Annotated in this window: 23 protein-coding genes and 1 pseudogene; 12 read left to right on the forward strand and 12 right to left on the reverse strand. The window is 73.5% G+C overall.

The genetic code is table 11. From position 1 onward, the window contains the following. Nucleotides 1–39: 39 nt before the first annotated feature. Together ACIQFZ_RS06795 and ACIQFZ_RS06800 are read right to left on the reverse strand one after the other, a co-directional pair. Nucleotides 40–1,620 (reverse strand): tetratricopeptide repeat protein, encoded by a 1,581-nt coding sequence (locus ACIQFZ_RS06795; RefSeq protein WP_402690772.1) that lies wholly within the window; start codon nucleotides 1,618–1,620, stop codon nucleotides 40–42. A gap of 138 nt (nucleotides 1,621–1,758) precedes the next feature. Continuing rightward, entirely contained in the window at nucleotides 1,759–3,318 is a 1,560-nt protein-coding gene (locus tag ACIQFZ_RS06800; protein ID WP_402690773.1) for a DUF4331 domain-containing protein, read from the reverse strand. A 208-nt stretch (nucleotides 3,319–3,526) separates the two neighbouring features. On the opposite strand from ACIQFZ_RS06800, the gene ACIQFZ_RS06805 reads away from it, so the two are divergent. The 3 genes from ACIQFZ_RS06805 to ACIQFZ_RS06815 all read left to right on the forward strand — a co-directional run bounded on the left by ACIQFZ_RS06805 (nucleotide 3,527) and on the right by ACIQFZ_RS06815 (nucleotide 5,260). Then, on the forward strand, nucleotides 3,527–4,069 hold the full coding sequence (locus tag ACIQFZ_RS06805) for a sigma-70 family RNA polymerase sigma factor (RefSeq protein ID WP_365420993.1): 543 nt from the start codon (nucleotides 3,527–3,529) through the stop codon (nucleotides 4,067–4,069). Beyond that, a complete protein-coding gene (locus tag ACIQFZ_RS06810; RefSeq protein WP_402690774.1) occupies nucleotides 4,066–4,878 on the forward strand; it encodes an anti-sigma factor domain-containing protein in 813 nt (270 codons plus the stop codon). Before ACIQFZ_RS06805 ends, ACIQFZ_RS06810 begins: the two co-directional genes overlap by 4 nt. Nucleotides 4,879–4,993: 115 nt before the next feature. Beyond that, complete coding sequence (locus tag ACIQFZ_RS06815; protein WP_141362413.1) at nucleotides 4,994–5,260, forward strand: hypothetical protein; 267 nt, start codon at nucleotides 4,994–4,996, stop codon at nucleotides 5,258–5,260. 42 nt (nucleotides 5,261–5,302) lie between these two features. Here the strand turns inward: ACIQFZ_RS06815 and ACIQFZ_RS06820 are convergent, their stop codons facing one another. The 3 genes from ACIQFZ_RS06820 to ACIQFZ_RS06830 all read right to left on the reverse strand — a co-directional run bounded on the left by ACIQFZ_RS06820 (nucleotide 5,303) and on the right by ACIQFZ_RS06830 (nucleotide 8,624). Continuing rightward, complete coding sequence (locus ACIQFZ_RS06820; protein WP_402690775.1) at nucleotides 5,303–6,499, reverse strand: CaiB/BaiF CoA transferase family protein; 1,197 nt, start codon at nucleotides 6,497–6,499, stop codon at nucleotides 5,303–5,305. A 377-nt stretch (nucleotides 6,500–6,876) separates the two neighbouring features. After that, nucleotides 6,877–7,659 carry an ABC transporter permease gene (locus ACIQFZ_RS06825; RefSeq protein WP_376651707.1) on the reverse strand — a complete coding sequence of 261 codons (783 nt, stop codon included), beginning with the start codon at nucleotides 7,657–7,659 and terminating at the stop codon, nucleotides 6,877–6,879. Beyond that, nucleotides 7,656–8,624 (reverse strand): ATP-binding cassette domain-containing protein, encoded by a 969-nt coding sequence (locus ACIQFZ_RS06830; protein WP_376651706.1) that lies wholly within the window; start codon nucleotides 8,622–8,624, stop codon nucleotides 7,656–7,658. The genes ACIQFZ_RS06825 and ACIQFZ_RS06830 overlap by 4 nt, the downstream gene beginning before the upstream one ends. Before the next feature lie 64 nt (nucleotides 8,625–8,688). Here ACIQFZ_RS06830 and ACIQFZ_RS06835 point away from each other — a divergent pair, with 64 nt between their 5' ends. Further along, nucleotides 8,689–9,402 carry a TetR/AcrR family transcriptional regulator C-terminal domain-containing protein gene (locus tag ACIQFZ_RS06835; protein WP_402690776.1) on the forward strand — a complete coding sequence of 238 codons (714 nt, stop codon included), beginning with the start codon at nucleotides 8,689–8,691 and terminating at the stop codon, nucleotides 9,400–9,402. 7 nt (nucleotides 9,403–9,409) lie between these two features. Here the strand turns inward: ACIQFZ_RS06835 and ACIQFZ_RS06840 are convergent, their stop codons facing one another. The 3 genes from ACIQFZ_RS06840 to hmgA are packed head-to-tail and all read right to left on the reverse strand — an operon-like array spanning nucleotide 9,410 to nucleotide 12,702. Further along, nucleotides 9,410–10,582: a type ISP restriction/modification enzyme gene (locus ACIQFZ_RS06840; RefSeq protein WP_383059425.1), complete on the reverse strand. Its 1,173-nt coding sequence runs from the start codon at nucleotides 10,580–10,582 to the stop codon at nucleotides 9,410–9,412. A 26-nt stretch (nucleotides 10,583–10,608) separates the two neighbouring features. Further along, a complete protein-coding gene (locus tag ACIQFZ_RS06845) occupies nucleotides 10,609–11,358 on the reverse strand; it encodes a GntR family transcriptional regulator (protein ID WP_365420974.1) in 750 nt (249 codons plus the stop codon). A gap of 27 nt (nucleotides 11,359–11,385) precedes the next feature. Continuing rightward, entirely contained in the window at nucleotides 11,386–12,702 is a 1,317-nt protein-coding gene (hmgA, locus tag ACIQFZ_RS06850) for a homogentisate 1,2-dioxygenase (RefSeq protein WP_383059423.1), read from the reverse strand. A 143-nt stretch (nucleotides 12,703–12,845) separates the two neighbouring features. Between hmgA and ACIQFZ_RS06855 the strand changes: the two genes are divergently transcribed. The 6 genes and pseudogenes from ACIQFZ_RS06855 to ACIQFZ_RS06880 all read left to right on the forward strand — a co-directional run bounded on the left by ACIQFZ_RS06855 (nucleotide 12,846) and on the right by ACIQFZ_RS06880 (nucleotide 18,520). Next, nucleotides 12,846–13,415: a hypothetical protein gene (locus tag ACIQFZ_RS06855; protein WP_383059422.1), complete on the forward strand. Its 570-nt coding sequence runs from the start codon at nucleotides 12,846–12,848 to the stop codon at nucleotides 13,413–13,415. A 67-nt stretch (nucleotides 13,416–13,482) separates the two neighbouring features. After that, nucleotides 13,483–14,100, forward strand: a complete 618-nt coding sequence (locus ACIQFZ_RS06860) for a TetR/AcrR family transcriptional regulator (protein ID WP_365420966.1) — start codon at nucleotides 13,483–13,485, stop codon at nucleotides 14,098–14,100. A gap of 51 nt (nucleotides 14,101–14,151) precedes the next feature. Continuing rightward, nucleotides 14,152–14,319: pseudogene (locus ACIQFZ_RS06865) on the forward strand (class F sortase); the annotation flags it as partial. Nucleotides 14,320–14,506: 187 nt separating this feature from the next. After that, entirely contained in the window at nucleotides 14,507–15,883 is a 1,377-nt protein-coding gene (locus ACIQFZ_RS06870) for an ABC transporter ATP-binding protein (RefSeq protein ID WP_402690777.1), read from the forward strand. A 151-nt stretch (nucleotides 15,884–16,034) separates the two neighbouring features. Then, the gene (locus tag ACIQFZ_RS06875) at nucleotides 16,035–17,423 is read left to right on the forward strand and encodes an aldehyde dehydrogenase family protein (RefSeq protein WP_383059420.1); all 1,389 of its coding nucleotides are present in this window, start codon (nucleotides 16,035–16,037) and stop codon (nucleotides 17,421–17,423) included. A gap of 14 nt (nucleotides 17,424–17,437) precedes the next feature. Then, on the forward strand, nucleotides 17,438–18,520 hold the full coding sequence (locus ACIQFZ_RS06880; protein WP_365434243.1) for a Zn-dependent alcohol dehydrogenase: 1,083 nt from the start codon (nucleotides 17,438–17,440) through the stop codon (nucleotides 18,518–18,520). Between the two features lie 21 nt (nucleotides 18,521–18,541). Here ACIQFZ_RS06880 and ACIQFZ_RS06885 read toward each other — a convergent pair whose 3' ends face one another. The 3 genes from ACIQFZ_RS06885 to ACIQFZ_RS06895 form a co-directional block, all read right to left on the reverse strand. Further along, nucleotides 18,542–19,468: a DMT family transporter gene (locus ACIQFZ_RS06885; RefSeq protein ID WP_402690778.1), complete on the reverse strand. Its 927-nt coding sequence runs from the start codon at nucleotides 19,466–19,468 to the stop codon at nucleotides 18,542–18,544. Between the two features lie 75 nt (nucleotides 19,469–19,543). After that, nucleotides 19,544–20,278 carry an ArsR/SmtB family transcription factor gene (locus ACIQFZ_RS06890; RefSeq protein WP_402690779.1) on the reverse strand — a complete coding sequence of 245 codons (735 nt, stop codon included), beginning with the start codon at nucleotides 20,276–20,278 and terminating at the stop codon, nucleotides 19,544–19,546. A gap of 46 nt (nucleotides 20,279–20,324) precedes the next feature. Then, on the reverse strand, nucleotides 20,325–20,966 hold the full coding sequence (locus ACIQFZ_RS06895) for a TetR/AcrR family transcriptional regulator (RefSeq protein ID WP_376651698.1): 642 nt from the start codon (nucleotides 20,964–20,966) through the stop codon (nucleotides 20,325–20,327). A gap of 150 nt (nucleotides 20,967–21,116) precedes the next feature. Between ACIQFZ_RS06895 and ACIQFZ_RS06900 the strand changes: the two genes are divergently transcribed. Together ACIQFZ_RS06900 and ACIQFZ_RS06905 are read left to right on the forward strand one after the other, a co-directional pair. Further along, nucleotides 21,117–21,404, forward strand: a complete 288-nt coding sequence (locus tag ACIQFZ_RS06900; RefSeq protein ID WP_365434255.1) for a YiaA/YiaB family inner membrane protein — start codon at nucleotides 21,117–21,119, stop codon at nucleotides 21,402–21,404. A gap of 96 nt (nucleotides 21,405–21,500) precedes the next feature. Beyond that, on the forward strand, nucleotides 21,501–22,145 hold the full coding sequence (locus ACIQFZ_RS06905; RefSeq protein ID WP_365434258.1) for a TetR/AcrR family transcriptional regulator: 645 nt from the start codon (nucleotides 21,501–21,503) through the stop codon (nucleotides 22,143–22,145). Here the strand turns inward: ACIQFZ_RS06905 and ACIQFZ_RS06910 are convergent. Further along, entirely contained in the window at nucleotides 22,142–22,603 is a 462-nt protein-coding gene (locus tag ACIQFZ_RS06910) for a MaoC family dehydratase (protein WP_376651697.1), read from the reverse strand. The two genes, ACIQFZ_RS06905 and ACIQFZ_RS06910, sit on opposite strands and share 4 nt — an antisense overlap. Between the last annotated feature and the right edge of the window lie 75 nt (nucleotides 22,604–22,678).

Here is a 22,678-nt window from a genome sequence, read left to right on the forward strand (position 1 = left end):
CGAGGGCGGCCGTGGTGGCGGGGAGTGGATGGAGGTGCTTCACCGGGCTGTCTCCAGGCACTTCAGGGTCGTGCGTGCCGTGCGGGCGCCGAGGGGAGAGAAGCCGGGGTTCAGCTTCAGGGCGGCGGTGAGGTGGGTGCGGGCGGCGTCGGTGTGGCCGGTGGCGTGCTCGATCATGCCGCGGTGGTAGAGGAACGCGGCGTTGCGGTAGCTGGTGGCCGTGGCCTGCCGGGCGTAGGGGAGGGCCTCCCGGGCGCGGTCGTTCCTGTACAGCGCCCAGGCGAGCGCGTCCGCGGTGTGCACGGTGTGCCGGCGGGCCCACTCGGCGCGGGCCGCGCGCAGCGCCGCCCCGGCGTCGCCGTGGTCGGCGGCGGCGAGCGCCATGTCGAGGTCGGCGTTGACACCGCCCGCGCGGGCGAGCGCGATCCAGGCGTCGACGAGCGCGTACTGGTTCCGCGCCTTCGCCCGGTCGCCGACGGCGGCGCGGACCTCGTACAGCTCCCCGAGCGCGACGAGCGGTCCGGGCAGAGGGTAGCGGGAGACGACGTCCTCCAAGTCCCGTACGGCGCCGGTGAGGTCACCGCTCGCCGCCCGGGCGCGGGCGCGGCCCTCCAGGGCGGGCAGGTAGCCGTCGTCGGCGGCCAGAGCCCGCGCGTAGTGGCCGAGGGCGGCCTTGTAGTCCCCCTGGTTCCAGGTGAGTTGGCCGATCTGGGTGGCGACGTAGGCGATGTCGCCGCGGGAGGTGGCGGCGGCGAGCGCCTGTTCGAGGACGCGGTGGGCGGTGGTGACGTCGCCGCGCAGTTCGCGCACGTAGGCGTAGCGCGTGAAGACCGGCACGCCCGGGCGCCGGGCGTCGGCGGTGTCGGCGGCCTCGGACGCCTCGTCGTACCGGCCGAGTTCGACGAGGGCGTCGATCCGGGAGGACAGGGCGCGCTCGCTGTAGGGGTTCTGCTCCAGGGCCTGGTCCGCGTGGGTCAGGGTGCCTGCGAAGTCGTGCCGGGCGGCGGCGAGCGCGGCGCGGCCGGCGAGGGCCTGGTCGTTTCCGGGCGCCAGCTTCAGCGACCGCGCCAGCACCCTCTCGGCCTGCGGGTACCGCGAGGGATCGCCCTTGGTCCGCGCCTCCTCGACGTAGGCGAGTCCGAGGGCGGCCCAGCCGGCGTGGTCCTTCGGCCGCACCCGCAGACGCGCCTGGAGCGACGTGATGTCGGTGCCCGGACTTCCCCCGGCGAGCAGCTCCGGCGCCACGGCCCCGCCCGTGAGGCCGGCCGCCTCGTGGCCGTCCCGCCCCGCCCCCACGGCCAGGGCACCCCCGGTCATCGCCACGGCGAGCAGCACCACGAGCCCGGCGAGCGGCCCCCGCCGCCGACGGCGCCCCGTCGCGGCGACGCGCCCGTCCGCGACGGCTCCGTCGACACCCTCGCCGGTGCCGTCCTGCGGGCCGTCGGCCTCGCGCGCCGCCGGGGCCGCGGGGGTGTCGTCGTGCGGGTGTTCGCGGTGGTGTTCCCTCGGTGGGTCCGCCGGGCCGTGTTCGGGCTCGGCGGGGCGGTCTTCCGAGGGCGTCGCGGGACCGGTGGCGTGGTGTCCGCGGTCAGGTGGGGTGGGTTCGTCGCGCCGGGCCATGCCCTCTCCTTGGTCGCCTGGGTGTTCGGGCCGTACCGCCGGTACGGCCGGGTTCGCGTGGGGTGGCGCGGCCCGCGTCGTGGGGGATGGGTGGAACGCGGGCCGCGCCGGCCGGTGGGGGCGTGAGTCGGTACGGGGTCAGTACGGGCGCTGCGAGCGGCGGCGCCACCAGGACAGGCCCGTGCCGATCAGCAGGACCCCGGCCGCTCCCGCGGCCGCCGAACCGGCCATCAGCGTCGTGTCCCCGGAGGCGCCCGCCGGCCGCAACGCGTCGCCCAGCCCGCTGCGCACGTCCGCGCCCGTGCTCTCGGCGGCCCGTCCGCGTGAACCGGACGTCGGCTCGGCCACGTACGGGAACGAGCTCTCGAACTCCTTGTCGTTCGCGTCGACCGCGTCGCCCAGGTTGTTTTTCGCGCCGAGCAGCGCGCCCTCCATCACCTGGAGCGCCGCGTCGATCACGTCGTCGGTGAGCCTGCGGCCGTTCGGGAAGCCCGCGTTGTCGCCGTCGAGGACACCCAGCCGCTTGGGATGCGGACTCGGCGCGATCGAGGTGTTCAGCCGCAGCTGCTCCGAAGGCCGCACGTACGGCGGCTGGTTGAGGTCCTTCACGCCCTTGAGGAACACCTCCACGAGATCGTCGCGCGGCTCGGCGGGCGCCTTGATCTTGTAGATCTGCTCGACGAGCTTCGGCAGTTCGGGATGGGTGACGTTCCGGAGGAACTGCGCGTCGCCGTAGGGCGAGGAGGCGTTGAACCCGTCCTTGTCCTTCTGCGGGTTGACGACCTCGTTGACGAGCGGGTTGCCCAGGCGCGAGACCTGCGTGAAGCCGCCGCGGGCGTTCTTGCGCTGCGTGGTCGACCAGATGCCCACGACGGGCTGCCCGGCCGAATCGCGGATCAGGTCGTTCGGCACCTGGAGGGCGATCGTGTTGACGTTGTAGCCCTTGAGCGTGTCGTTGCCGACCTCGGAGAGGTCCCCGCCGTACAGCAGGTCGAAGACGCGCAGGTCCGCGAAGAACGGGTCGTCGGCCTGCCCGGCGAACGTCGCCGCACCGCCCGGCGTCCGGTGGACGGCCTGCTTCCGCAGTGCGCCGTAGTCCGGCATCGACGCCTTGCCGACGTTCGACGGCGCCACCGGCACACCGTCCGCGAGCCGCGTCGTGGACACCTCCCGCCCGTGGCGCAGCCTGATCAGGTCGACGTCGTACGTCTGGGTCACGTTCAGGTTCGGGTCGTCCAGGCTGTGCACCGGACCCGTGTTGTAGAGGAACGTGTTCTTGTTCTTGACGTGCGTCCTGAACGTGTATCGGAAGACCAGGTCGTTCCGCGCGTCACCGTCGTTGTCGATGTGCAGGTCGTACTGGGCGTCGTCCGCGAACGTGTAGAAGTTCGGACCCCCGGCCGGTTCCTCGAACGGTATCCAGTTCGCCACCAGGGTCGTGGTGTCGGGCTTGTCCGGGCTGACGAACGCGTACAGGTCCGTGTTGTCGTACTGCGGGGCGCCCGAGACGAGCGGCGCCTCCCGGTGGCTGGAGGCGGCGGCCCGCCCGGGTTCGAGCACGGCCGTGCCGGCGGCCGCGAGTCCCCCGGCGGCCAGCGCGCCGCAGACGAGGGAGGCGAGGCCTCTGCGTCCCTCCCCGGGAGCCGAACGTCTGGGGGTGCCCCCGCCGCGCTTGGAGAGACTGGAGAAAGGTGTCATGCCGATCCGTCCTCAGTGCCGACTTGCCTGTCGTACGGGGATTCGGAGACCGGGCCGGGACGGATCGGTCCGCCGGCGGATTTCTTTTCCCGCCGCTCGACCCGCGTTTTCGGCCCGCGGATCCGTACCTCATCCGAAGGGCGCGCACGCCGCGCGCCCCGCGTGCGTGAGGACGGGCCCACGGCGGCCGGGGGAGAGGGGGCGGCGGGTGGAGGCGGACGAGCTTCTGGTGCTCGTGGCGGGGGGCGACCACAAGGCGTTCGAGGAGCTGTACGGGCTGGTGTCCGGGCCCATCTACGGGCTGGTGCGGCGCGTGGTGCGCGACCCGGCCCAGTCCGAGGAGGTCACCCAGGAGGTGCTGCTCGAAGTGTGGCGCTCCGCCCCGAGGTTCGACCCAGGGCGGGGCAGCGCCCTGTCCTGGGTGCTCACCCTCGCCCACCGCCGCGCCGTCGACCGGGTGCGCAGCGTCCGCGCCGCCGGCGAGCGGGAGCGGCGCGAGGCGGTGCGCGCCGCCTCGCCCGCCTTCGACCACGTCGCCGAGGAGGTCGAGGCGGGCCTGGAACGCGAGTGGGTACGGCGCTGCCTGGACCGCCTCACCGCCCTGCAGCGCCAGTCGGTCACCCTCGCCTACTACGACGGCTACACCTACCGTGAAGTGGCCGAGCGGCTGTCCCTGCCGCTGGGCACGGTCAAGACGCGGATGCGCGACGGGCTCATCCGGCTGCGCGAGTGCCTGGGATGTGCCGCATGAGCCTGCTCGACCGCCTGCTGCGCCGCGAGGACCCGCACTCCCTCGCCGCGCCCTACGCCCTCCACGCCCTGGAGCCCGCCGAACGGGTCCGCTTCGACAAGCACCTGAGGAACTGCTCCGCGTGCGCCGCCCAGGTGCGTGCCCTGGCCGAGGACGCGGTGCGTCTGGCCTGGTCCGCCGCCACCCCGGCGCCCGCCGCGCTGCGCGAGCGGGTGCTGGCCGCGATACGCGACACCCCTCAGGATCCCGCCCCGGCGCGTGAGCACACGCCCCAACTGCCCCCGCACGTCTGGGGCACCCGGCCGCCGCCCGCGCGCACCCGTGCGCCCCGGCCGCGCCCCCTGTTCGTGCCGTTCGCCACCGTGACCGCCGCCGCGGCCCTCGTGGTCGCCGCGCTCTTCGCCGTCCAGGCGAACCGGACCCAGGACGCGCTGGCGGCCCAGCGGGACCGGGCACGTGAGATGGCCCACGTTCTCGCCGCCCCGGACACCCGGGCCGCCACCAGCCGGGACGCGGAGGGCCGCAGTATCGGAGTGATCGCTTCCGCCTCCCGGGAGCAGGCCGTGGTGACCCTGGGCGGGTACGCGGACCCGCCCAGTGGCCGGGTGCGTCAGCTGTGGCTCATGCGCCCCGGCGCACCGCCGCGCTCCCTCGGCCTGTTCGCGGAGGACGCGCCCCTGGTCGTATCGGGTCTCACCCGGTCGGCTACATCACTCGCCGTGACCGTCGAACCCGACGGGGGGTCACGTCAGCCCACTACGCAACCAATTGTTCAACTCGCCTTGGAATCTGTCGGATTCGGAGAGTAGTCGTCAACACCCCTCCAGGGAAGGTGAATCCTGCCACCGCGATACACGAGTGCCCCAACGGGGCGATAGGGTTACTCTGCCCGGGCCGGGTGGACTCGTACGGGTGGGGAGTGACATGGAGCAGATAACAGTGCGCAGCAGGGCCAGGGTCCCTGCGATCACCTGCGGGAGCAGCGCGACCAGCTCGCGTCTCGACCGCCATCTGTCGGTGCTGGCCGGTCCCGCCGTGCCGCAGCGGGAGACGGCCGAGGCGACGTCGCTGATGCGCGAGCTGACCGCACGTGGCCCGCACGACCGCACGGGCAGGCGCGCCCGGGTCCACCGCGTGTCGCTGTTCGCGCCGCTGCGCAGGCTGCGCCGCTCGCTGTTCGGCGCGCGCTGAGTCCCGACCGGCGTCTCCTCGGCCCGTTCATCCGACCCGCGCTCAGGCCACCACGCCGTCCCGGCGCAGCGCCGCGATCTCGCCGTCCGTCATTCCCACGGCACGCAGCAGCGCCCCGGTGTGCTGTCCGAGCGCGGGTACGTCCCCCATGCTCGGCCCGGTCCCGCCCGGCAGCGTGATCGGCGGCAGCAGCGCCCTGAGCGGGCCGGCCGGCGTACCCACCTCCCGCCACCGCTCCCGGGCCGCGAGCTGCGGATGCTCCGCGAGCTCGTGCACGTCCCTCAGCCGTGCGCAGGCGATGCCCGCGTCCTCCAGCCGGGCCAGCGCTTCGTCGGTGTCCAGCGCGCCGAGCGCCTTGCCGACCAGTTCGTCGGTGTGTTCCCGGTGCGCGACCCGTGCCGCGTTCGTCGCGAACATCGGATCGTCCCCCGACTCCGGCTGCCGCAGCACGTGTTCGGCGAGCCGGCGCCACTCCCGGTCGTTCTGCACCGACAGCAGCACCCGTCCGCCGTCCGCGGTCGGAAAGGCGTCGTAGGGGGCGATGACGGCGTGCGCGAGGCCGGTGCGCGCCGGGGCGGTCCCGCCGTGCATCGCGTGGTGCAGCGGATGCCCCAGCCACTCGGCCAGCGCCTCCAGCATCGACACCTCCACCGGACCGCCGCGCCCCGTCGTGCCGCGCCGCACCAGCGCGGCCAGCACGCCCGAGAACGCGTACATGGCCGCCGCGATGTCCGCCGCCGGGATCCCCGCCTTCACCGGCTGCTCCGGCGTGCCGGTCACGGACACCAGCCCCGCCTCGCACTGCACGAGCATGTCGTAGGCCCGCTTGTGCGCGTACGGACCGCCCGACCCGTAGCCCGAGATGTCGACGGCGATCAGCCGCGGATGCCCGGCGCACAGCGTCGCCGCGTCCAGGCCGAGCCGGGCCGCCGCGCCCTGGGCGAGGTTCTGCACGAACACGTCCGCGCGGGCGATCAGCTGCCGTACGACGTCCAGACCCCGTGGGTCCTTCAGGTCCAGCGCCACGGATTCCTTGCCCCGGTTGCACCACACGAAGTGCGAGGCGAGTCCGCCCGCCGCGGTGTCGTATCCCCGCGCGAAGTCACCCCCGTCCACCCGCTCGACCTTGATGACCCGAGCCCCGAGGTCGGCGAGCTGCCGGGTGGCGAACGGCGCCGACACGGCCTGCTCGACAGCGACCACGGTGACGCCCTCCAGGGGCGGCGGAAGCTGATCCATGCCCCGGATCATGACCCGCGCCCAGTGGGTTTGTCAGCAGCGGGCGTGGCCGGCCACCGACGGGTCACCGCGTCGGGCGGCTCGTCGAGCCGGCCGGGGGCGCAGGCCGGGGCGTGCAGGCCCGGGTGCCGGCTGGGGGCGCGGGCCGGGGCTCGGGACGGGGATGCCGAGGCGGGGGTGCCGGCTGGGGGCGCGGGCTCCGGCGGGCGCTGCCGACCGTGGCGCCGCTGACCGGCGGTCGACGGACCCGGCGGCGGGCCCCGGTCTCCCGGTGGATCGACGGATCCGGCGTCGGGGGCGCCGCGCCGGGCGGCGGGCGGCCACCGCGGGCGGCCGCGCACTTCCTGCCGGAGGTCAGGGCAGTCCGGCGCCCACTGTCAGCCCTCTTTGCGGGCGTACCGCCGGACGGCGAGGGGTCCGCACAGGGCGATCAGGAGCGCGCACCAGGCCAGCGACCCGGCGACGGGGTGGGCCACCGGCCAGGCGGCGCCCTCGGGCACGGGTGCGTTGCCGAAGAGGTCCCGCAGGGCGGTGGTCACCGCGCTGATCGGGTTCCATTCGGCCGTCGTGCGCAGCCAGCCCGCCAGGTTGTCGGTCGGAATGTAGGCGTTGGACAGCAGCGGCAGCACGAAGGTGGCGGCGCCGAGCTGCCCGGCGGCCTCCTCGCTGCGGGTGAGCAGCCCGAGGAGGATCCCGATCCAGGTGCACGCGAACCGGAACAGCAGCAACAGGCCCACGGCGCCCAGCGCTTCGGGCGCCGACCCCTCGACCCGCCAGCCCACCGCGAGCCCGACCAGCAGCAGGGGCACCGTTCCGGCGGCCGTGACGACGAGGTCCGCCACCGCCTGCCCGAGCGGCACCGCCGCCCGGCTCACCGGCATCGTGCGGAAGCGGTCCATCACGCCCCGGTGCGTGTCCTGGGCCGCCTGGAACATCCCGGTCATGATCCCGCCCGCGGCGGTCGCCACCAGCAGCCCCGGCACCAGGAAGGAGCGGTACTCCCGGCCGGGCATCGCCAGCGCGCTGCCGAAGACGTAGCCGAAGAACAGCAGCATGTTGATCGGCATGACCTGGGTCAGGATCGCCAGTCCCGGACTGTTGCGGACCCGGCGCAGCTGCCGGCCCACCATCGCCATGCCGTCGTACGTCAACGCGCTCATGCCACGAGCTCCTTGGTGTCGGGGGAGGTGCCGGGGGACTGCCCGGTCAGCCGGAGGAAGACGTCGTCGAGGGTCGGCGGCCTGAGGCTCGCGTCGAGCAACGGCACACCGGCCGAGTCGAGTTCGCGCACCAGGCGGGGGAGAGTGAGCGTCGCATCGGTGGTGACCGCGCCGACGGTGTGCCGTTCGTGGTCGAACGCCGGCGCGGAGCCGGTGAGCCGGTCGAGGACGCCCGCGGCCCGCTCCATCGCCTCGGCCTGCGCGACGACGACTTCCGCGTAGGAGCCGATCAGCGACTTGAGCTGGGCGGGCGATCCGGTGTGCGCGACCCGGCCCCGGTCCATCAGGGCGACCTCGTCGGCGAGTTGGTCGGCCTCCTCCAGATACTGGGTGGTCAGCAGCACCGTCGTCCCCTGCTGCTTCAGGTCGCGTACGGCGTCCCGGATGCGGTTGCGGCTGGCCGGGTCGAGCCCGGTGGTCGGCTCGTCCAGGAACAGCACGTCCGGGCGGCGGATCAGGCTGGCCGCCAGGTCGAGGCGGCGTCGCATTCCGCCGGAGTAGGTGGACGCGGTCCGGTCGGCCGCCTCGGCGAGGCCGAACCGCTCCAGCAGTTCGTCGGCCCGCGCGGCCGCGTTCCCGACCCGGTGCAGCCGCGCGAACAGCCGCAGGTTCTGGCGCCCGGTGAGGTCCCCGTCGACCGACGCGTACTGCCCGGTGACACCGATCCTGCGGCGCACCGCCGCCGCCTCCCGGACGAGGTCGTGCCCCGCGACCCGTGCCGACCCCGCGTCCGGACGCAGCAGCGTGGTCAGCAGCCGAACGGCCGTGGTCTTGCCCGCCCCGTTCGGTCCGAGCAGCCCGCAGACGGTGCCCTGTGGCACGGCCAGGTCCAGCCCGCGCAGGGCGTGGACCTCCCCGAAGCGCCTCTCCAGCCCCTCACTAAGTACACCGTACGTAGTAGTCATGTGTCGACGATAGCGCACTACGTACGGTGTACGTAACTACGATGGTGGGGCGAGGTGATGATCAATGACTGGCCGAGCGGCCGTACCCGAAGTGATCTGGGCCCGTCCCGAGCGGGCGGGCCGGGGGCCGAGGCCGGCGTACAGCCGTGCCGACATCGCGGCCGCCGCGGTGCGGATCGCCGACGCCGGAGGCCTGGACGCGGTCTCCATGCGGCACGTGGCGGCCGAACTGGGCTGCGGCACCATGTCGCTGTACAACTACGTCCTCCGCAAGGAGGACCTGTACGAGCTGATGGTCGACGCCGTCAGCGGTGAGCACGAACTGTGGGAGCCCTCGGGCGACTGGCACGCCGACATGCTGCGGGTCGCCCACCAGACCCGCGGCCTCATGCGACGCCACCCCTGGCTGCCGCGCCTGATGTCGGGCATCTACGGCTTCAGCCCCAACGCCCTGCGGTATCTGGAGCACTGCCTGGCCTGCCTCGACCCGCTCGAGGCGTCCTACAGCACCAAGATGGAACTGGTCGCGATGGTCAACAGTGTGGTGACCATGTACGTGGCGAACGAGCTGGCCACCGCCGAACGCGCCCGGTCGTTGCCCTGGTCGGAGGAGCAGGAGCACGCGGTGCGGATCGCCTATCTCGGCGGGCGGATTGCCACGGGTGAGTATCCGCGGATGGCGGCGGCCTTCACGGAGGACGCCGGGCCGATCGACCTGGAGGCGGTGTTCGATCGAGCGCTGGGGCGGGTCCTCGACGCGTTCGCGCCGCGCGGCTGAGGCGTCCTCAGATCAGGGCGAACTGACCCTCCGGACCCTCTTCGAGGTGATCGAGGACCGAGGCCGGCCGGCGGGCCGCGTCCGGGACCGGCAGGATCCCCGCGGACCGCAGATCGGTCGCGGTGATCGGGGCCGTCACCTCCAACGCCTCGCGCCGCGGCCCCAGTTCCGCCAGCAGGGCGAGGACCGTGATCAACTCCAGGAGCTCGGACGTCCACGCCTGCGGCCAGGTCGCCGGGCGGACGGCCGCCAGGGTGCCCGGTTCGCCCTGCGCGGTCCGCGTGGCGAACCACTGTTCCAGGACCCGCCCCGAGCCGGCCTCGAAGTCCCAGGCCTGCGGCGGCACGGGGGAGACGCGGCCCTCGTCGAGGTGCAGGGTCTCCTCGTCGCGGTCGTAGCGCAGGGTCAGCGGGCGTGCGGGCAGCGGGGCGCGGACATAGGGGCGGCGGCCTCCCGGGAGCTTGGGGCGCTCGCCCCCGCGGCGCATCAGCCACAGCGTCCGGCGGCCCAGCTCCACTCCGGCCGCCCAGGCCCCGGCGTCCCCGGTGAGCGGGACCGCCGGGCCGTCCGGGCCGGGGCGCGCCGCCGCGAGCGTCCAGGCGAGGACGTCCTCCGGGGCGGGGCGGTGCCCGAGGCGGGCGGCCAGGTGGTCCAGGAGGCCGGGCGCCAGGTTCGGTTCCGCGGCCGCCGGGCGGCGGTACAGGGGCCGGATGCGTCCCGGACGCAGGACGGGCAGCAGGGACGTCGCCAGCAGGGGCGGTCCGGTGCCGGGCGCGGCGGCCGTCTCCGCCACGAAGACCTGCCGGGCGTCCGCCACCCGCCACAACTCGGGGCGGGCCGCGTCGATCAGGCGGTGGTCGGGGATCAGCCACTGCTCGTCGAACGGCGCCACGAGCACCCGCACCGGCTCCGGACAGGGGCCCGAGGCGCGGATCAGCCTCTCGGTGCCGCCGGTCCGGCCCGGCAGCTGCCCGACGGCCGTGTACGGCGTGCGCGAGCGCGTCGGCTCGAACAGGGCCTCCCGGTCGGGGCCCTCGGCCTTCAGCAGGGCCGCCCAGCGGGCCCTGAGGCAGCCCGCGTCGGGAGCCATCGGCCACCCCCGGCCCAGCCGCGGCGGTGCGACGGACCACGGCATGAGGTCGGCCAGCGGCGGAGCGTCGTCGTGCGTCACGCCGGGCATCGTACGACCTGACCCGGACGGCCGGGTCAGGTGGCGTCGAGGGTGACCGTGAAGGAGAAACGATCCCCCCGGTAGTGGATCACCGCCACGTCCAGCGGCCGCCCCGCCGCGTCGTAGGTGATCCCCGTGTAGTGCAGGATCGGGCTGAGCAGCGGGACCTGCAGCAGCCGCGCCGTCTCCGGATCGGCCAGCCGGGCCTGCACGGTGTCCGTGATCCGGCTGATGTCCGCGCCCACCACGTCCCGCAGCACCTTGGTCATCGGCCACCGCACCAGATCCTCCGGCGCCATCCGGCGGGCCAGCTCCGGACGGACGTAGTTGCGGGCGTGGTTGGTCGGCTCACCGGTCTTCTCGTCGCCGCGCAGCCGGTGGTACGTCGCCACCTCGCCGAGATCCGGGAAGAACTCGGCCAGTTCGGCGGGCACCGCCTCCGTACCGTGGGCCAGCAGCTCGGTGGTCATTCCGGACTGCTGGGCCACGATGGCGTCCACCGAGCCCAGCAGCCGCACCGGGGCGGCCCGCCGGGCGCCGGGCTCGATGAACGTGCCGCGCCGCCGGTGCCGGGTGATCAGCCCCTCGTCCTCCAGCTCCTTCAGCGCCTGCCGCATGGTCAGCACGCTCACGCCGTAGTGCCCCGCCAGTTGCTCCTCGGTGGGCAGGCGCAGCGGGTCCTGGGGCGAGCGGCCGAGGATCGAGGCGCGCAGCGACTGCGACACCTGGTACCACAGCGGCAACTTGCGGTTCAGGACGATCGAATCCGGGGCGAAGGAGGTCACGGTTCATCCGTACCGGTAGGGAATCGATCAGGGCAAGGGGCGGAAGTGCCGCTCGAGCCCCTGCCACACGTCGTCGTACCGACGCTGAAGGTGCTCGGCCCCGGCCGCGTGCGGCGTGAGTGTCAGCGGCCAGCGCGTCTCGAACATGAACGCCAGCCCGTCGTCCACCTTGTGCGGCCTCAGCTCCGCCGCGCTCGCCCTGTCGAAGGTCTCCCGGTCAGGCCCGTGCGCCGACATCATGTTGTGCAGCGAGCCGCCGCCCGGGACGAAGCCCTCCGCCTTGGCGTCGTAGGCGCCCTCGATCAGGCCCATGTACTCGCTCATCACGTTCCGGTGGAAGTACGGCGGCCGGAAGGTGTCCTCGCCGACCAGCCAGCGCGGCGCGAAGACGACGAAGTCCACGCCGGCCAGGCCCGGGGTGTCGGAGGGCGAGGTCAGCACCGTGAAGATCGACGGGTCCGGGTGGTCGTACGAGATCGTGCCGATCACATTGAAGCGGCGCAGGTCGTAGACGTACGGCACGAGGTTGCCGTGCCAGGCCACCACGTCCAGCGGGGAGTGGTCGTAGGTGGCGGTCCACAGGTTGCCGCAGAACTTGTTCACCACCTCCACCGGGCCCTCGGCGTCCTCGTAGGCGGCGACCGGAGCGCGGAAGTCGCGGGCGTTGGCGAGGCCGTTGGCTCCGATGGGGCCGAGGTCGGGGAGGCGGAAGGGGGCGCCGTAGTTCTCGCAGACGTAGCCGCGGGCGGTGGCGTCGAGAAGCTCCACGCGGAAGCGCACCCCGCGCGGGATGAGCGCCACCTCGCCCGGTTCGGCGTGCAGCATCCCGAACTCGGTGTGCAGCAGCAGCCCGCCGTGCTCCGGCACGATCAGCAGCTCGCCGTCCGCGTCGCTGAAGACGCGCTCCATCGAGGAGTCGGCGTGGTAGAGGTGCACGGCCACGCCCGTGCGCTGGGTGGCGTCGCCGTTGCCGCCCAGCGTCCACAGTCCGGCGAGGAAGTCCGTGCCGCGGGCGGGCTCCGGCAGCGGGTTCCAGCGCAGCCGGTTCGGGTCGGGCACCGTCTCGGTGAACGGCGCCGTGCGGATCGTGCCGTTGCCGGTCCGGGTGAACGCCGGGTGCGCGGCCGACGGGCGGATCCGGTACAGCCACGAGCGGCGGTTGTGGGCCCGCGGCTCGGTGAACGCCGTACCGCTGAGCTGCTCCGCGTACAGCCCGAGGGGGGCGCGTTGCGGGGAGTTGCGGCCCTCGGGCAGCGCGCCCGGAACCGCCTCGGAACCGTGCTCGTTGCCGAACCCGGAGAGGTAGGTCAGTTTCTCGGCGGTCTTGCGTGCGTCCCCGCTCATGATCGCTCCCTTGCAACCTGATTCCTATGGGACACCGTAGGATTGGGTATTCCGGGGCGCAAGACCCCCTACTCCGGGCGGAGGCCGGAACCCGACCTCAGGGGGATCCGGCGGGTCCGGCCGCTGCTCTACGCTCCCCAGTCATGTCGTCGTGGACGCGGGGATCACTCGCTGCGCTCGCGGTCTGTGCCCTGCTGTTCGCCGGGCCGGCGGGCTGTGGACCAAAAGGCGCGCACGGGCCGGTGGACGGGAAACCGGTCGAGCCCGTGGGCAAGCTCCTCGACCACACCGACGAGGAGGGCCGGCGCTACCGCGAGGTGGACCGGAAGACCGCGCCCGAGGTGCGTGTCGAGGTGCGGCCGGACGCCGACGGCGACTGGGACGTACGGCTGGCCGTGCGCCGCTTCCGCTTCTCCCCGGCCGGCACGGCGGCCCGGGCGGCGGCCGGGCGCGGCCTCGCCCAACTGCTGGTGGACGGCCGGCTCGTCGTCCGCCTGCGCGCCTCGGAGTACCGCCTCTCCGGCCGGTTCGTCCCCCACGGCACCCATCACGTCACCGTCCGCCTCTACGCCGACGACGGCACGGTCTGGGCGGTCACGGGCCATCCGGTCCAGAGCACGGCCGACATCACGGCCGCGCCCCCTGAGTCGCCGGAGTCGTCCCAGGCCGTGTCTCCGAAGGAGCCTGCCCAGGCCGCGTTTTTGAAGCCGTAGCGGGGCGCGGCCCGGCCTGCCGGGAGGCGCGCTTCACCCGCTCGCCGGGGGAAGGCATGATGAAGCCGTGCCCCACCCGACCCCGCTTCGCCGTGCACCCGTGCAGCGACGCAGCGCCGAACGGCTGACCAGGATCCTCGACGCCTGCGCCGATCTCCTCGACGAGGTCGGCTACGACGCGCTGACCACGCGTGCCGTCGCGGAGCGCGCCGGTGTGCCCATCGGCTCGGTCTACCGGTTCTTCGGCAACAAGCGGGCGATGGCGGACGCGCTCGCCCAGCGCAACCTCGACCGGTACACCGAGCGCGTCAATGAGCGGCTGAAGAAGGCGAAGAAGACGGGGACCGGCGGATGGCGTGCCGCCATGGACGCCGTCCTGGACGAGTACCTGGCCATGAAGCGGACCGCCCCCGGATTCTCCCTCGTCGACTTCGGCAACCAGATCCCCGTCGGCGCCGGCCACGCCGAACCCAACCACCGCGTCGCCGACCGGCTCACCGACCTCCTGTCCGGCTACCTGCGCCGCCCGCCCGACGACGACCTGCGCCGCACCTTCCTGATCGCCGTCGAGACCGCTGACACCCTGGTCCAACTCGCCTTCCGTGTCGACGCGCAGGGCGACGAGCGGATCATCGAGGAGATGCGGCGGATGCTGCGTGCCTACCTGGAGCGGGTGCTGGACTGAGGCCGTCCGCGAGCCCCAGCGGGTCGGTGTGGCCCGCGCCGCCGCCGGGAAGTCGACAAGGTACGGGTCTTCGACAAGGCCCGCTTCCCGGACAAGGAGGTGTACGGCACGTCCCGCCGCTCCGAACTCCGCGTGATCACCTGCGGCGGCCTCTACACCCACCGAGCCGGCTACTCCAGCGACGTCGTCGTCTTCGCCCACCTGACCTCGACGACCTGACACCGCCCGCCCTGAACGCGATCGTCCGCTTTCTCGCCCGGCGGACGGCGGCGCCCGATCCTGCCCGGTCCCTTCCCCCCGGCGCGCACATTCCGTTAACTTCCGTGACTCATACGCCCCGTACGACCCGCACGAGGCGTTCGACCCGCGGAGCCTCAGTGCTCTGGTGAGTCCCGGGGAATGCCTCATGACACGCGCCATCTCTCTGTACGACGTGAGCAAGGCCTACGCCAAGGGCGTCCGTGTGGTGGACCGCCTCTCGCTCGACATCGCGCCCGGCGAGTTCCTGGTGCTGCTCGGGCCCTCCGGTTGCGGGAAGTCCACCGTGCTCAGGATGATCGCCGGGCTGGAGGAGATCACCGACGGGCAGTTGCTGCTCGACGGCGAGTACGGCAACGATCTGCCGCCCTCCGGCCGGGACATGGCGATGGTCTTCCAGAACTTCGCCCTCTACCCGAACATGACCAGCCGCGACAACATCGGCTTCCCGCTGCGCATCGAGTCGCCCGGCGCGAATCCGGCCGGCCGCGTCGACGCCACCGCCCGGATGCTGGGCATCGAGGACCTCCTCGACCGCTTCCCGAGCCAGCTCTCCGGCGGCGAACGCCAGCGGGTCGCCATGGGCCGCGCGATCTCCCGGCATCCCTCCGCCTTCCTGATGGACGAGCCGCTGTCCAACCTCGACGCCAAGCTCCGCAACCATCTGCGCGCCGAAATATCGAAGCTGACCCGGGAGTTGGGCGTCACCACGGTCTACGTCACCCATGACCAGTCCGAGGCCATGTCCCTGGGCGACCGGGTCGCCGTCCTGCGCGGCGGCGTCCTCCAGCAGGTGGACACCCCGCGCGCGGTGTACGCCCTGCCCCGTAACGTCTTCGTGGCGGCCTTCATCGGCACCCCGCGCATCAACCTGCTGCGCGGCCTGGTCCGCGCCCCGCTCGACGGCGCCATGACCATCAGCCTGGGCAAGCAGTTCCTGCGCCTGCCCGAACCCCTGTCCCTGGATCACCAGTTGCTGCGCGTGCAGCAGGGTCGCGAGGTGATTGTGGGGCTGCGCTCGGAGGCCGTTCGGATCGACCCCAAGTTCTCGGCCTCGTCCCGGCGGACGGGAGCCCCCGCGCCCGCTGCGCGGCCCGGGGAGGTGGCGATCACCGGGCTGGTGGAGCACATGGAGTTCCAGGGCCACGAGGTTCTCGTCCACTTCAACACCGGCTCCCGCCCCGCCGTCGTACCCGATCTGGAGGCCCCGCGTCCCACCCGGCGCCCGATCCGGCGGCGCCGGCGCGAGGGCACGGTCCTGAACCGGCTGCGGGACCGGGCGGGCGCCTTGCGCGCGGGACCCCTGGTGGTGCTGGAGCACCCCGCCGGACCCGCGCCGGAACCGGTCGCCGCGCCCGAGCCGCGCCTGCCCGGCGACCTGGTCGTGCGGACCACGCCGGACATCGACCTGCGGCACGGCATGCAGGTGCCGCTCCTGGTCGACATCGCCCGCCTGTTCGTCTTCGACCAGCGCGGCGAGCGCATCTGCCCGGCCCCGGACCGCCTGCCCGACCTGGAGGAGTGAAGGGCCCCGGCAGGCCGCGGGCCGGCCGGGTGAGGGGCGTGCGGCGACCGAAAGCTACCGGCGCTAGTTTATGGGCTGTCAGTAGCTTGTTCACGCGGAAGCTTGTTCACGCGGACGAGACCGACGACGGCCCCCGCCCCGGAGGAACACGATGAAGGCACACGACGGCATGTACATCGACGGCGCCTGGCGTCCCGCCGAGGGCCGGGACGTCATCGAGGTGGTGAACCCGGCCGACGAGCGGGTGATCGGCACCGTGCCCGCGGGCACCGCCGAGGACGTCGACGCGGCCGTACGCGCGGCCCGCGCCGCCCTGCCCGGCTGGTCCGCGACCGCGCCCGCCGAGCGGGCCGCCCGCCTGGCCGCCCTGCGGGACGTGCTGGCGGCCCGCGAGGAGGAGATCGCCGAGACCGTCACCGCCGAACTCGGCTCGCCGCTCGCCTTCTCCCGGACGGTCCACGCGGGCGTGCCGATCGCGGTCGCCGGCTCCTACGCCGACCTCGCGGCGACGTACGCCTTCGAGGAGAAGGTCGGCAACTCCACCGTGTACCACGAGCCGGTCGGCGTGGTCGGCGCGATCACCCCCTGGAACTACCCGCTGCACCAGATCGTCGCCAAGGCCGCACCCGCGCTGGCCGCCGGCTGCACCGTCGTCCTCAAGCCCGCCGAGGACACCCCGCTCACCGCCCGGCTGTTCGCCGGCGCGGTCGACGAGGCCGGGCTGCCGGCGGGCGTGTTCAACCTGGTCACCGGCCTCGGCCCGGTCGCCGGGCAGGCGCTCGCCGAGCGCCCGGACGTGGACCTGGTCTCCTTCACCGGCTCCACGGCCGTCGGCAGGCGGATCGGCGCGATCGCGGGTGCCGCCGTCAAGAAGGTCGCCCTGGAACTGGGCGGCAAGTCCGCCAACGTCATCCTGCCCAGCGCCGACCTCGCCAGGGCGGTGAACGTCGGCGTCGCCAACGTGATGTCCAACTCCGGCCAGACGTGCAGCGCCTGGACCCGCATGCTGGTCCACCGCGACCAGTACGAGGAGGCGGTCGCCCTGGCCGCGACGGCCGCCGCCAAGTACGGCGAGCGCATCGGTCCCGTGGTGAACGCCAAGCAGGTGGCACGCGTGCGCGGTTACATCGAGAAGGGTGTCGCCGAGGGCGCCCGCCTCGTCGCGGGCGGCCCCGAATCCCCGCGCGAACGGGGCTACTTCGTCAGCCCCACCGTCCTCGCCGACGTCACGCCCGAGATGACCGTCGCCCAGGAGGAGATCTTCGGCCCGGTCCTCTCCATCCTCCGCTACGACGACGAGGAGGACGCCCTGCGCATCGCCAACGGCACGGTCTACGGCCTCGCCGGGGCCGTCTGGGCGGGCGACGAGGCGGAGGCGGTGGCCTTCGCCCGCCGGATGGACACCGGCCAGGTCGACATCAACGGCGGCCGCTTCAACCCCCTCGCCCCCTTCGGCGGCTACAAGCAGTCCGGCGTCGGCCGCGAACTCGGCGCCCACGGCCTCACCGAATACCTCCAGACCAAGTCCCTCCAGTTCTAAGGGAGTCACGTGTCATGGCCGTACGTGCCGCCGTCCTGCCCGCCATCGGCTCCCCGCTGGAGATCACCGGGATCGAGTTGCCGGAGCCCGGGCCCGGCCGGGTCCGTGTCCGGCTCGCCGCCGCCGGGGTCTGCCACTCCGATCTGTCCCTGACGAACGGCACTCTGCGGGTGCCGGTGCCCGCCGTCCTCGGCCATGAGGGCGCGGGGACCGTCGTCGCGGTCGGCGAAGGCGTCACCCGGGTCGCGCCGGGCGACGCGGTGGTGCTCAACTGGGCGCCGTCCTGCGGGAACTGCCACGCCTGCTTGCTCGGCGAGGTCTGGCTGTGCGCCAACGCGATGAACGGCGCCGCCGACGTGCACGCCCGCACCGCCGACGGCACCGAACTGCACCCCGGTCTGAACGTCGCCGCCTTCGCCGAGGAGACGGTGGTCGCCGCCTCTTGCGTGCTGCCCCTCCCGGACGGCATCCCGGTCACCGACGCCGCGCTCCTCGGCTGCGCCGTCCTGACCGGCTACGGCGCCGTCCACCACGCGGCGAAGGTGCGCCCCGGTGAGACGGTCGCGGTGTTCGGCGTCGGCGGGGTGGGCCTCGCCACTCTCCAGGCCGCCCGGATCGCCGGCGCCGAGAGGATCGTCGCCGTGGACGTCTCCCCGGAGAAGGAGGAACTCGCCCGCCGGGCGGGCGCCACCGACTTCCTCCCGGCCACCGGGGACACCCCCCGCGAGATCCGCGCCCTCACCGGGAAACAGGGGGTCGACGCCGCCGTGGAGTGCGTGGGCCGCGCGGTCACCATCCGCGCCGCCTGGGAGTCCACCCGCCGTGGCGGCCGCACGACGGTCGTCGGCATCGGCGGCAAGGACGAGCAGGTCACCTTCAACGCCCTGGAGCTTTTCCACTGGGGCCGCACCCTGACCGGCTGCGTCTACGGCAACTCGGACCCGGCCAGGGACCTGCCCGTGCTCGCCGAACACGTCCGCGCCGGCCGGCTGGACCTGACCACCCTGGTCACCGACCGGATCTCCCTGGACGACATCCCGGCCGCCTTCGAGAACATGCTGGCCGGCAAGGGCGGCCGGGCGCTGGTGGTGTTCTGAGGCCCGCCGCTCGTCCCGGGGTCAGGACACGCGTTCCGGCCGGGGCTCCTCGCGCGCCGTCCGGGAGGTCCTGCGGTGCGGACGGGAGCGGGAGACCGCCACTCCGGCCAGGCACAGGGCCCCGCCCACCAGGGTCACCGGCCCCGGCACCTCACCCAGCGCAAGCCACGACATCACCACGACCAGGGCCGGTACGGCGTACGTCGTCGCGCCCATCCGGCTCGCGGTCGTGCGGGACAGCGCGTAGCCCCAGGTCGTGAAGGCGAGCGCGGTCGGGAACACGCCCAGGTAGACCATGTTGAGCGTGGCCGGCAGCGGGGCGCGGGCGGCCTCGTGGAGCAGTTGGCCGGTGAAGGGGAGGCAGACGACCGCGCCGACCAGGCACCCGAACGTCGTCACCTGCAACACGCTCGCCCGGCCCAGAGCCGGCTTCTGGGCGACGACCCCGGAGGCGTACGCGACCGCCGCCAGCAGGCACAGCACCACGCCCAGCACCGAGGAACCGCCCCCGCCCGACATCGACAGGCCGACGGTCACCGCCCCCGCGAACGACACCGCCATGCCCGCCAGCAGCCGAGGCGGCATCGGATCCCCCAGCAGCCGCGCCCCGAGCAGCGCGATCAGCAGCGGGCCGACATTGACCACCAGCGCCGCGGTACCGGCGTCCACCTGCTGCTCGCCCCAGTTCAGGGCCACCATGTAGAAGCCGAACCACAGCAGCCCGGATATCGCGATCCCGCGCCAGGCCGCCCGCGGCGGCCACCCCTCCCGCCGAACCAGGCAGATCGCGCCCAGCGTCAGGGCTCCGGCCAGCAACCGCCCGAGGGCCAGCGCGCCCGGCGAGTACGCGGCACCCGCGCTGCGGATCGAGACGAAGGCGGAGGCCCACAGCACCACGGTGACCGTGGCGGCCGCTGCGGCCAGACGGGACGGGGAGACGTTCATCATGCTTCCTGAGACTAGGCGGGCAAGGGTGTGCGGGGCTCGCGGATTTCGGACGGCCAGGACCGGCCGGCGGTGCGTTCAGCGCAGCGCCGCCGTCTTGATCCCCAGCAGGTCGGACAGGGCGCGCTCGCCGGCCGGGGTGACCCCGACGGCGCGCTCCGAGCCGATGCGCACGCACCAGCCCGCGTCGAAGGCGTACCGGCACAGGGCCGCGCCGGCGGCCCCCGCGAGATGGGGGCGCCGTTCCGTCCAGTCGAGGCAGGCCCGGACCAGGGGTCGCCGCCCCGTGCGGTCCAGGCCGATGCCCAGCGTGCCGAACCAGTTCAGCCCGGCGTCCGTGAGCGCGAAGCCGAGGTCCTGGCGCAGCAGCCCGCGCGCGGTGAGCGCGTCGGCGAGCGCGATGCCGAGCCGCCCGGCGAGATGGTCGTAGCAGGTGCGCCCGCGAGCCATCGCCGACCCGGCGCTCGACTCCCGCAGCGTGCGCGGCCGGCGCGCGGCCCGCGGGGCGGCCTGGGCGGCCAGATCCTCCACGAGCTGGGCGACCCGCGCGTCGGCCAGGCGTACGTACCGGTGCCGGCCCTGCCGCTCCTCGGTGAGCAGCCCGCCCGCGACGAGCTTGCCCAGGTGCTCGCTGAGCGTGGAGGCGGCGACGCCCGCGTGCCGGGCCAGCTCGCCGGCCGTCCATGCCCGCCCGTCGAGCAGCGCCAGCAGGCACGCGGCCCGTGTCTCGTCGGCGATCTGCCCGGCGAGCGCGGCCAGCGGTGGTGCCACGGGGTCCGCGCGCCGGGTCCGTACCCGTTCTCCGGTGCTCATGAGGCCAGCATGGGACACGGACGCTTCGGCGCGCGCCGAAGTGTGCTCACGCGTTCCGCCCTACCTGCTCGTACTGCCGCGCCAGCCCGTCCAGCAGGGCCGCGAGACCGGTTTCGAAGGCCCGTTCGTCGATCTTCTCCTGCTGCTCGGCCAGCAGATGGGCCTGCCCGAGACGCGGGTAGTCGGCCGGGTCGTAGGCGCCGGCGTCGTCCACGAAGCCCCCGGCGAAGGAGCCGAGCGCGGAGCCCATGACGAAGTACCGCATCAGTGCGCCGATGGAGGTCGCCTGCGCCGGCGGCCAGCCCGCGTCGGTCATCGCGCCGTAGACCGCGTCGGCCAGCCGCAGCGCGGCGGGACGGCGGCCGGGGCCGCGGGCGAGGACCGGAACGATGTTCGGATGGTTGCGCAGGGCGGCCCGGTAGGAAACGGCCCAGTCGTGCAGCGCGGTCCGCCAGTCCCGGCCGTCCTCGAACATCGACAGGTCGACCTGGGCGCTCACCGAGTCCGCGACCGCCTCCAGGATCTCGTCCTTGGTCCGGAAGTGGTTGTAGAGCGAGGGCCCGCTCACGCCCAGCTCGGCGGCGAGCCGGCGGGTGGAGACGGCCGCCAGGCCCTCCGCGTCCACGAGTTCCCGCGCCGTCGCGACGATGCGGCCGGTGCTGAGGAGGGGGGTGCGGGGGCGGGCCATGGCGCACATCGTAGAGCCGCGGGATCGAACAGGCGGCGCCCGCGCGGGCGGGCGTTCCGGGCCCCGGCGCCGGTGGCCGGAGTTTCTGAGTACGCGAGCTGAGTATCCCGGCGGATGCGGCGGCGGGCCCGTGGGCCGACGCTGGTCGCCATGAGTGACACACCGGTCAAGCAGCAGAGCACCGCCGCCTTCTACGGCCAGGCGGTCGCCTCCTTCGGCATCGCCATGGCGGCCACCACCATCGGCATCTTCCGACTGAACGCCGACGCCTGGGTGCGCGCCTTCCTCGCCATCGCCGTCCTGTACCTTGTCACCTCCGCGTTCACGCTCGCCAAGGTGATCAGGGACCGCCAGGAGGCCGGCCGGATCGTCAGCCGGGTCGACCAGGCACGACTGGAGAAGCTGCTCTCCGAGCACGATCCCTTCGAGAAGCTGTGAGGCCGCGGGCCGCCCTACACCGCCGGCCGAGCAGGCTAAGCGAGCGCTCACCCTCGGCGGTATGGTGGACGCCCTGACGCGAAAGAGGGGCGAGCGATGACTACGGCGGAGGAGACGGCCGGCGGTGACCCGCAGCCGTGGGGCGAGGTCACCCCGGACGCGGCCCGGCGGCTGCTCGTGGCCGCCGTGGAGGCCTTCGCCGAACGGGGCTACCACGCGACGACGACCCGCGACATCGCGGGCCGGGCCGGAATGAGCCCGGCCGCCCTCTACATCCACTACCGGACCAAGGAAGAACTGCTCCACCGCATCAGCCGGATCGGCCACGAGAAGGCGCTGGAGATCCTGCGCACCGCCGCCCGGCGCGAGGGCGGCGCGACCGAGCGGCTCGCCGACGCCGTCAGCTCCTTCGTGCGCTGGCACGCGGGCGGTCGCACCACCGCCCGGGTCGTGCAGTACGAACTGGACTCGCTCGGTCCGGACGCCCGCGCGGAGATCCTCGCACTGCGCCGCCAGGTCGACGCCGAGGTACGCGGGATCATCGAGGACGGCGTCGCCTCGGGCGAGTTCGACGTGCCGGACGTGCGCGGCACCACGCTGGCGGTGCTCTCCCTGTGCATCGACGTCGCCCGCTGGTTCAACCTCGACGGCCCCCGCACCCCCGAGGAGGTCGGCGCGCTGTACGCCGACCTCGTGCTGCGGATGGTCGGGGCCGGCCGGAACCTTCCCGAGACGCCCTAGAAGTAGTAGCGCACCACCGACTCCGCCACGCACACCGGCTTGTCGCCGCCCTCGCGCTCCACGGTGAAGGCGACGGTCACCTGAACCCCTTCCGGCACGTCGTCCACGCCGGCGATCGCCGCGGTGGACCGCAGCCGTGAGCCGACCGGGACGGGGGCGGGGAAACGGACCTTGTTGGTGCCGTAGTTGACGCCCATCCGCACGCCCTCGACCGCGATCAGCTGCGGACCGAAGAGCGGGAGCAGCGACAGGGTCAGATAGCCGTGGGCGATGGTGGTGCCGAAGGGGCCCGCGGCGGCCTTCTCCGGGTCCACGTGGATCCACTGGTGATCGCCGGTCGCGTCGGCGAACAGGTCGATCCGCTTCTGGTCGATCTCCAGCCAGTCGGTGTACCCCAGCCGCTCACCCACCGCCGCCCTGAGTTCGTCAGGGGACGTGAAGATCCTCGGCTCTGCCATGTGTCCGGCCTCCCGCCTCACGGTCGAAGTCTAAGCAACTGCTTAGCATGGTCGTGTGCGGGGCCCCTGTCAACG

Source organism: Streptomyces sp. NPDC093064, assembly GCF_044754605.1.
In the GTDB taxonomy this organism is placed as follows: Bacteria; Actinomycetota; Actinomycetes; order Streptomycetales; family Streptomycetaceae; genus Streptomyces.

What these genes read in the sequence shown, in the direction of transcription:
- ACIQFZ_RS06800 (WP_402690773.1), bottom strand. Translation starts at nt 3,318, where the DNA reads ATGACACCTTTCTCCAGTCTCTCCAAGCGCGGCGGGGGCACCCCCAGA.
- ACIQFZ_RS06870 (WP_402690777.1), top strand. Translation starts at nt 14,507, where the DNA reads ATGACACGCGCCATCTCTCTGTACGACGTGAGCAAGGCCTACGCCAAG.
- ACIQFZ_RS06810 (WP_402690774.1), top strand. Translation starts at nt 4,066, where the DNA reads ATGAGCCTGCTCGACCGCCTGCTGCGCCGCGAGGACCCGCACTCCCTC.
- ACIQFZ_RS06825 (WP_376651707.1), bottom strand. Translation starts at nt 7,659, where the DNA reads ATGAGCGCGTTGACGTACGACGGCATGGCGATGGTGGGCCGGCAGCTG.
- ACIQFZ_RS06895 (WP_376651698.1), bottom strand. Translation starts at nt 20,966, where the DNA reads ATGGCCCGCCCCCGCACCCCCCTCCTCAGCACCGGCCGCATCGTCGCG.
- ACIQFZ_RS06815 (WP_141362413.1), top strand. Translation starts at nt 4,994, where the DNA reads ATGGAGCAGATAACAGTGCGCAGCAGGGCCAGGGTCCCTGCGATCACC.
- ACIQFZ_RS06910 (WP_376651697.1), bottom strand. Translation starts at nt 22,603, where the DNA reads ATGGCAGAGCCGAGGATCTTCACGTCCCCTGACGAACTCAGGGCGGCG.
- ACIQFZ_RS06820 (WP_402690775.1), bottom strand. Translation starts at nt 6,499, where the DNA reads ATGGATCAGCTTCCGCCGCCCCTGGAGGGCGTCACCGTGGTCGCTGTC.
- ACIQFZ_RS06900 (WP_365434255.1), top strand. Translation starts at nt 21,117, where the DNA reads ATGAGTGACACACCGGTCAAGCAGCAGAGCACCGCCGCCTTCTACGGC.
- ACIQFZ_RS06795 (WP_402690772.1), bottom strand. Translation starts at nt 1,620, where the DNA reads ATGGCCCGGCGCGACGAACCCACCCCACCTGACCGCGGACACCACGCC.
- ACIQFZ_RS06840 (WP_383059425.1), bottom strand. Translation starts at nt 10,582, where the DNA reads ATGCCCGGCGTGACGCACGACGACGCTCCGCCGCTGGCCGACCTCATG.
- ACIQFZ_RS06875 (WP_383059420.1), top strand. Translation starts at nt 16,035, where the DNA reads ATGAAGGCACACGACGGCATGTACATCGACGGCGCCTGGCGTCCCGCC.
- ACIQFZ_RS06880 (WP_365434243.1), top strand. Translation starts at nt 17,438, where the DNA reads ATGGCCGTACGTGCCGCCGTCCTGCCCGCCATCGGCTCCCCGCTGGAG.
- ACIQFZ_RS06835 (WP_402690776.1), top strand. Translation starts at nt 8,689, where the DNA reads ATGACTGGCCGAGCGGCCGTACCCGAAGTGATCTGGGCCCGTCCCGAG.
- ACIQFZ_RS06830 (WP_376651706.1), bottom strand. Translation starts at nt 8,624, where the DNA reads ATGACTACTACGTACGGTGTACTTAGTGAGGGGCTGGAGAGGCGCTTC.
- ACIQFZ_RS06855 (WP_383059422.1), top strand. Translation starts at nt 12,846, where the DNA reads ATGTCGTCGTGGACGCGGGGATCACTCGCTGCGCTCGCGGTCTGTGCC.
- ACIQFZ_RS06905 (WP_365434258.1), top strand. Translation starts at nt 21,501, where the DNA reads ATGACTACGGCGGAGGAGACGGCCGGCGGTGACCCGCAGCCGTGGGGC.
- hmgA (WP_383059423.1), bottom strand. Translation starts at nt 12,702, where the DNA reads ATGAGCGGGGACGCACGCAAGACCGCCGAGAAACTGACCTACCTCTCC.
- ACIQFZ_RS06885 (WP_402690778.1), bottom strand. Translation starts at nt 19,468, where the DNA reads ATGATGAACGTCTCCCCGTCCCGTCTGGCCGCAGCGGCCGCCACGGTC.
- ACIQFZ_RS06890 (WP_402690779.1), bottom strand. Translation starts at nt 20,278, where the DNA reads ATGAGCACCGGAGAACGGGTACGGACCCGGCGCGCGGACCCCGTGGCA.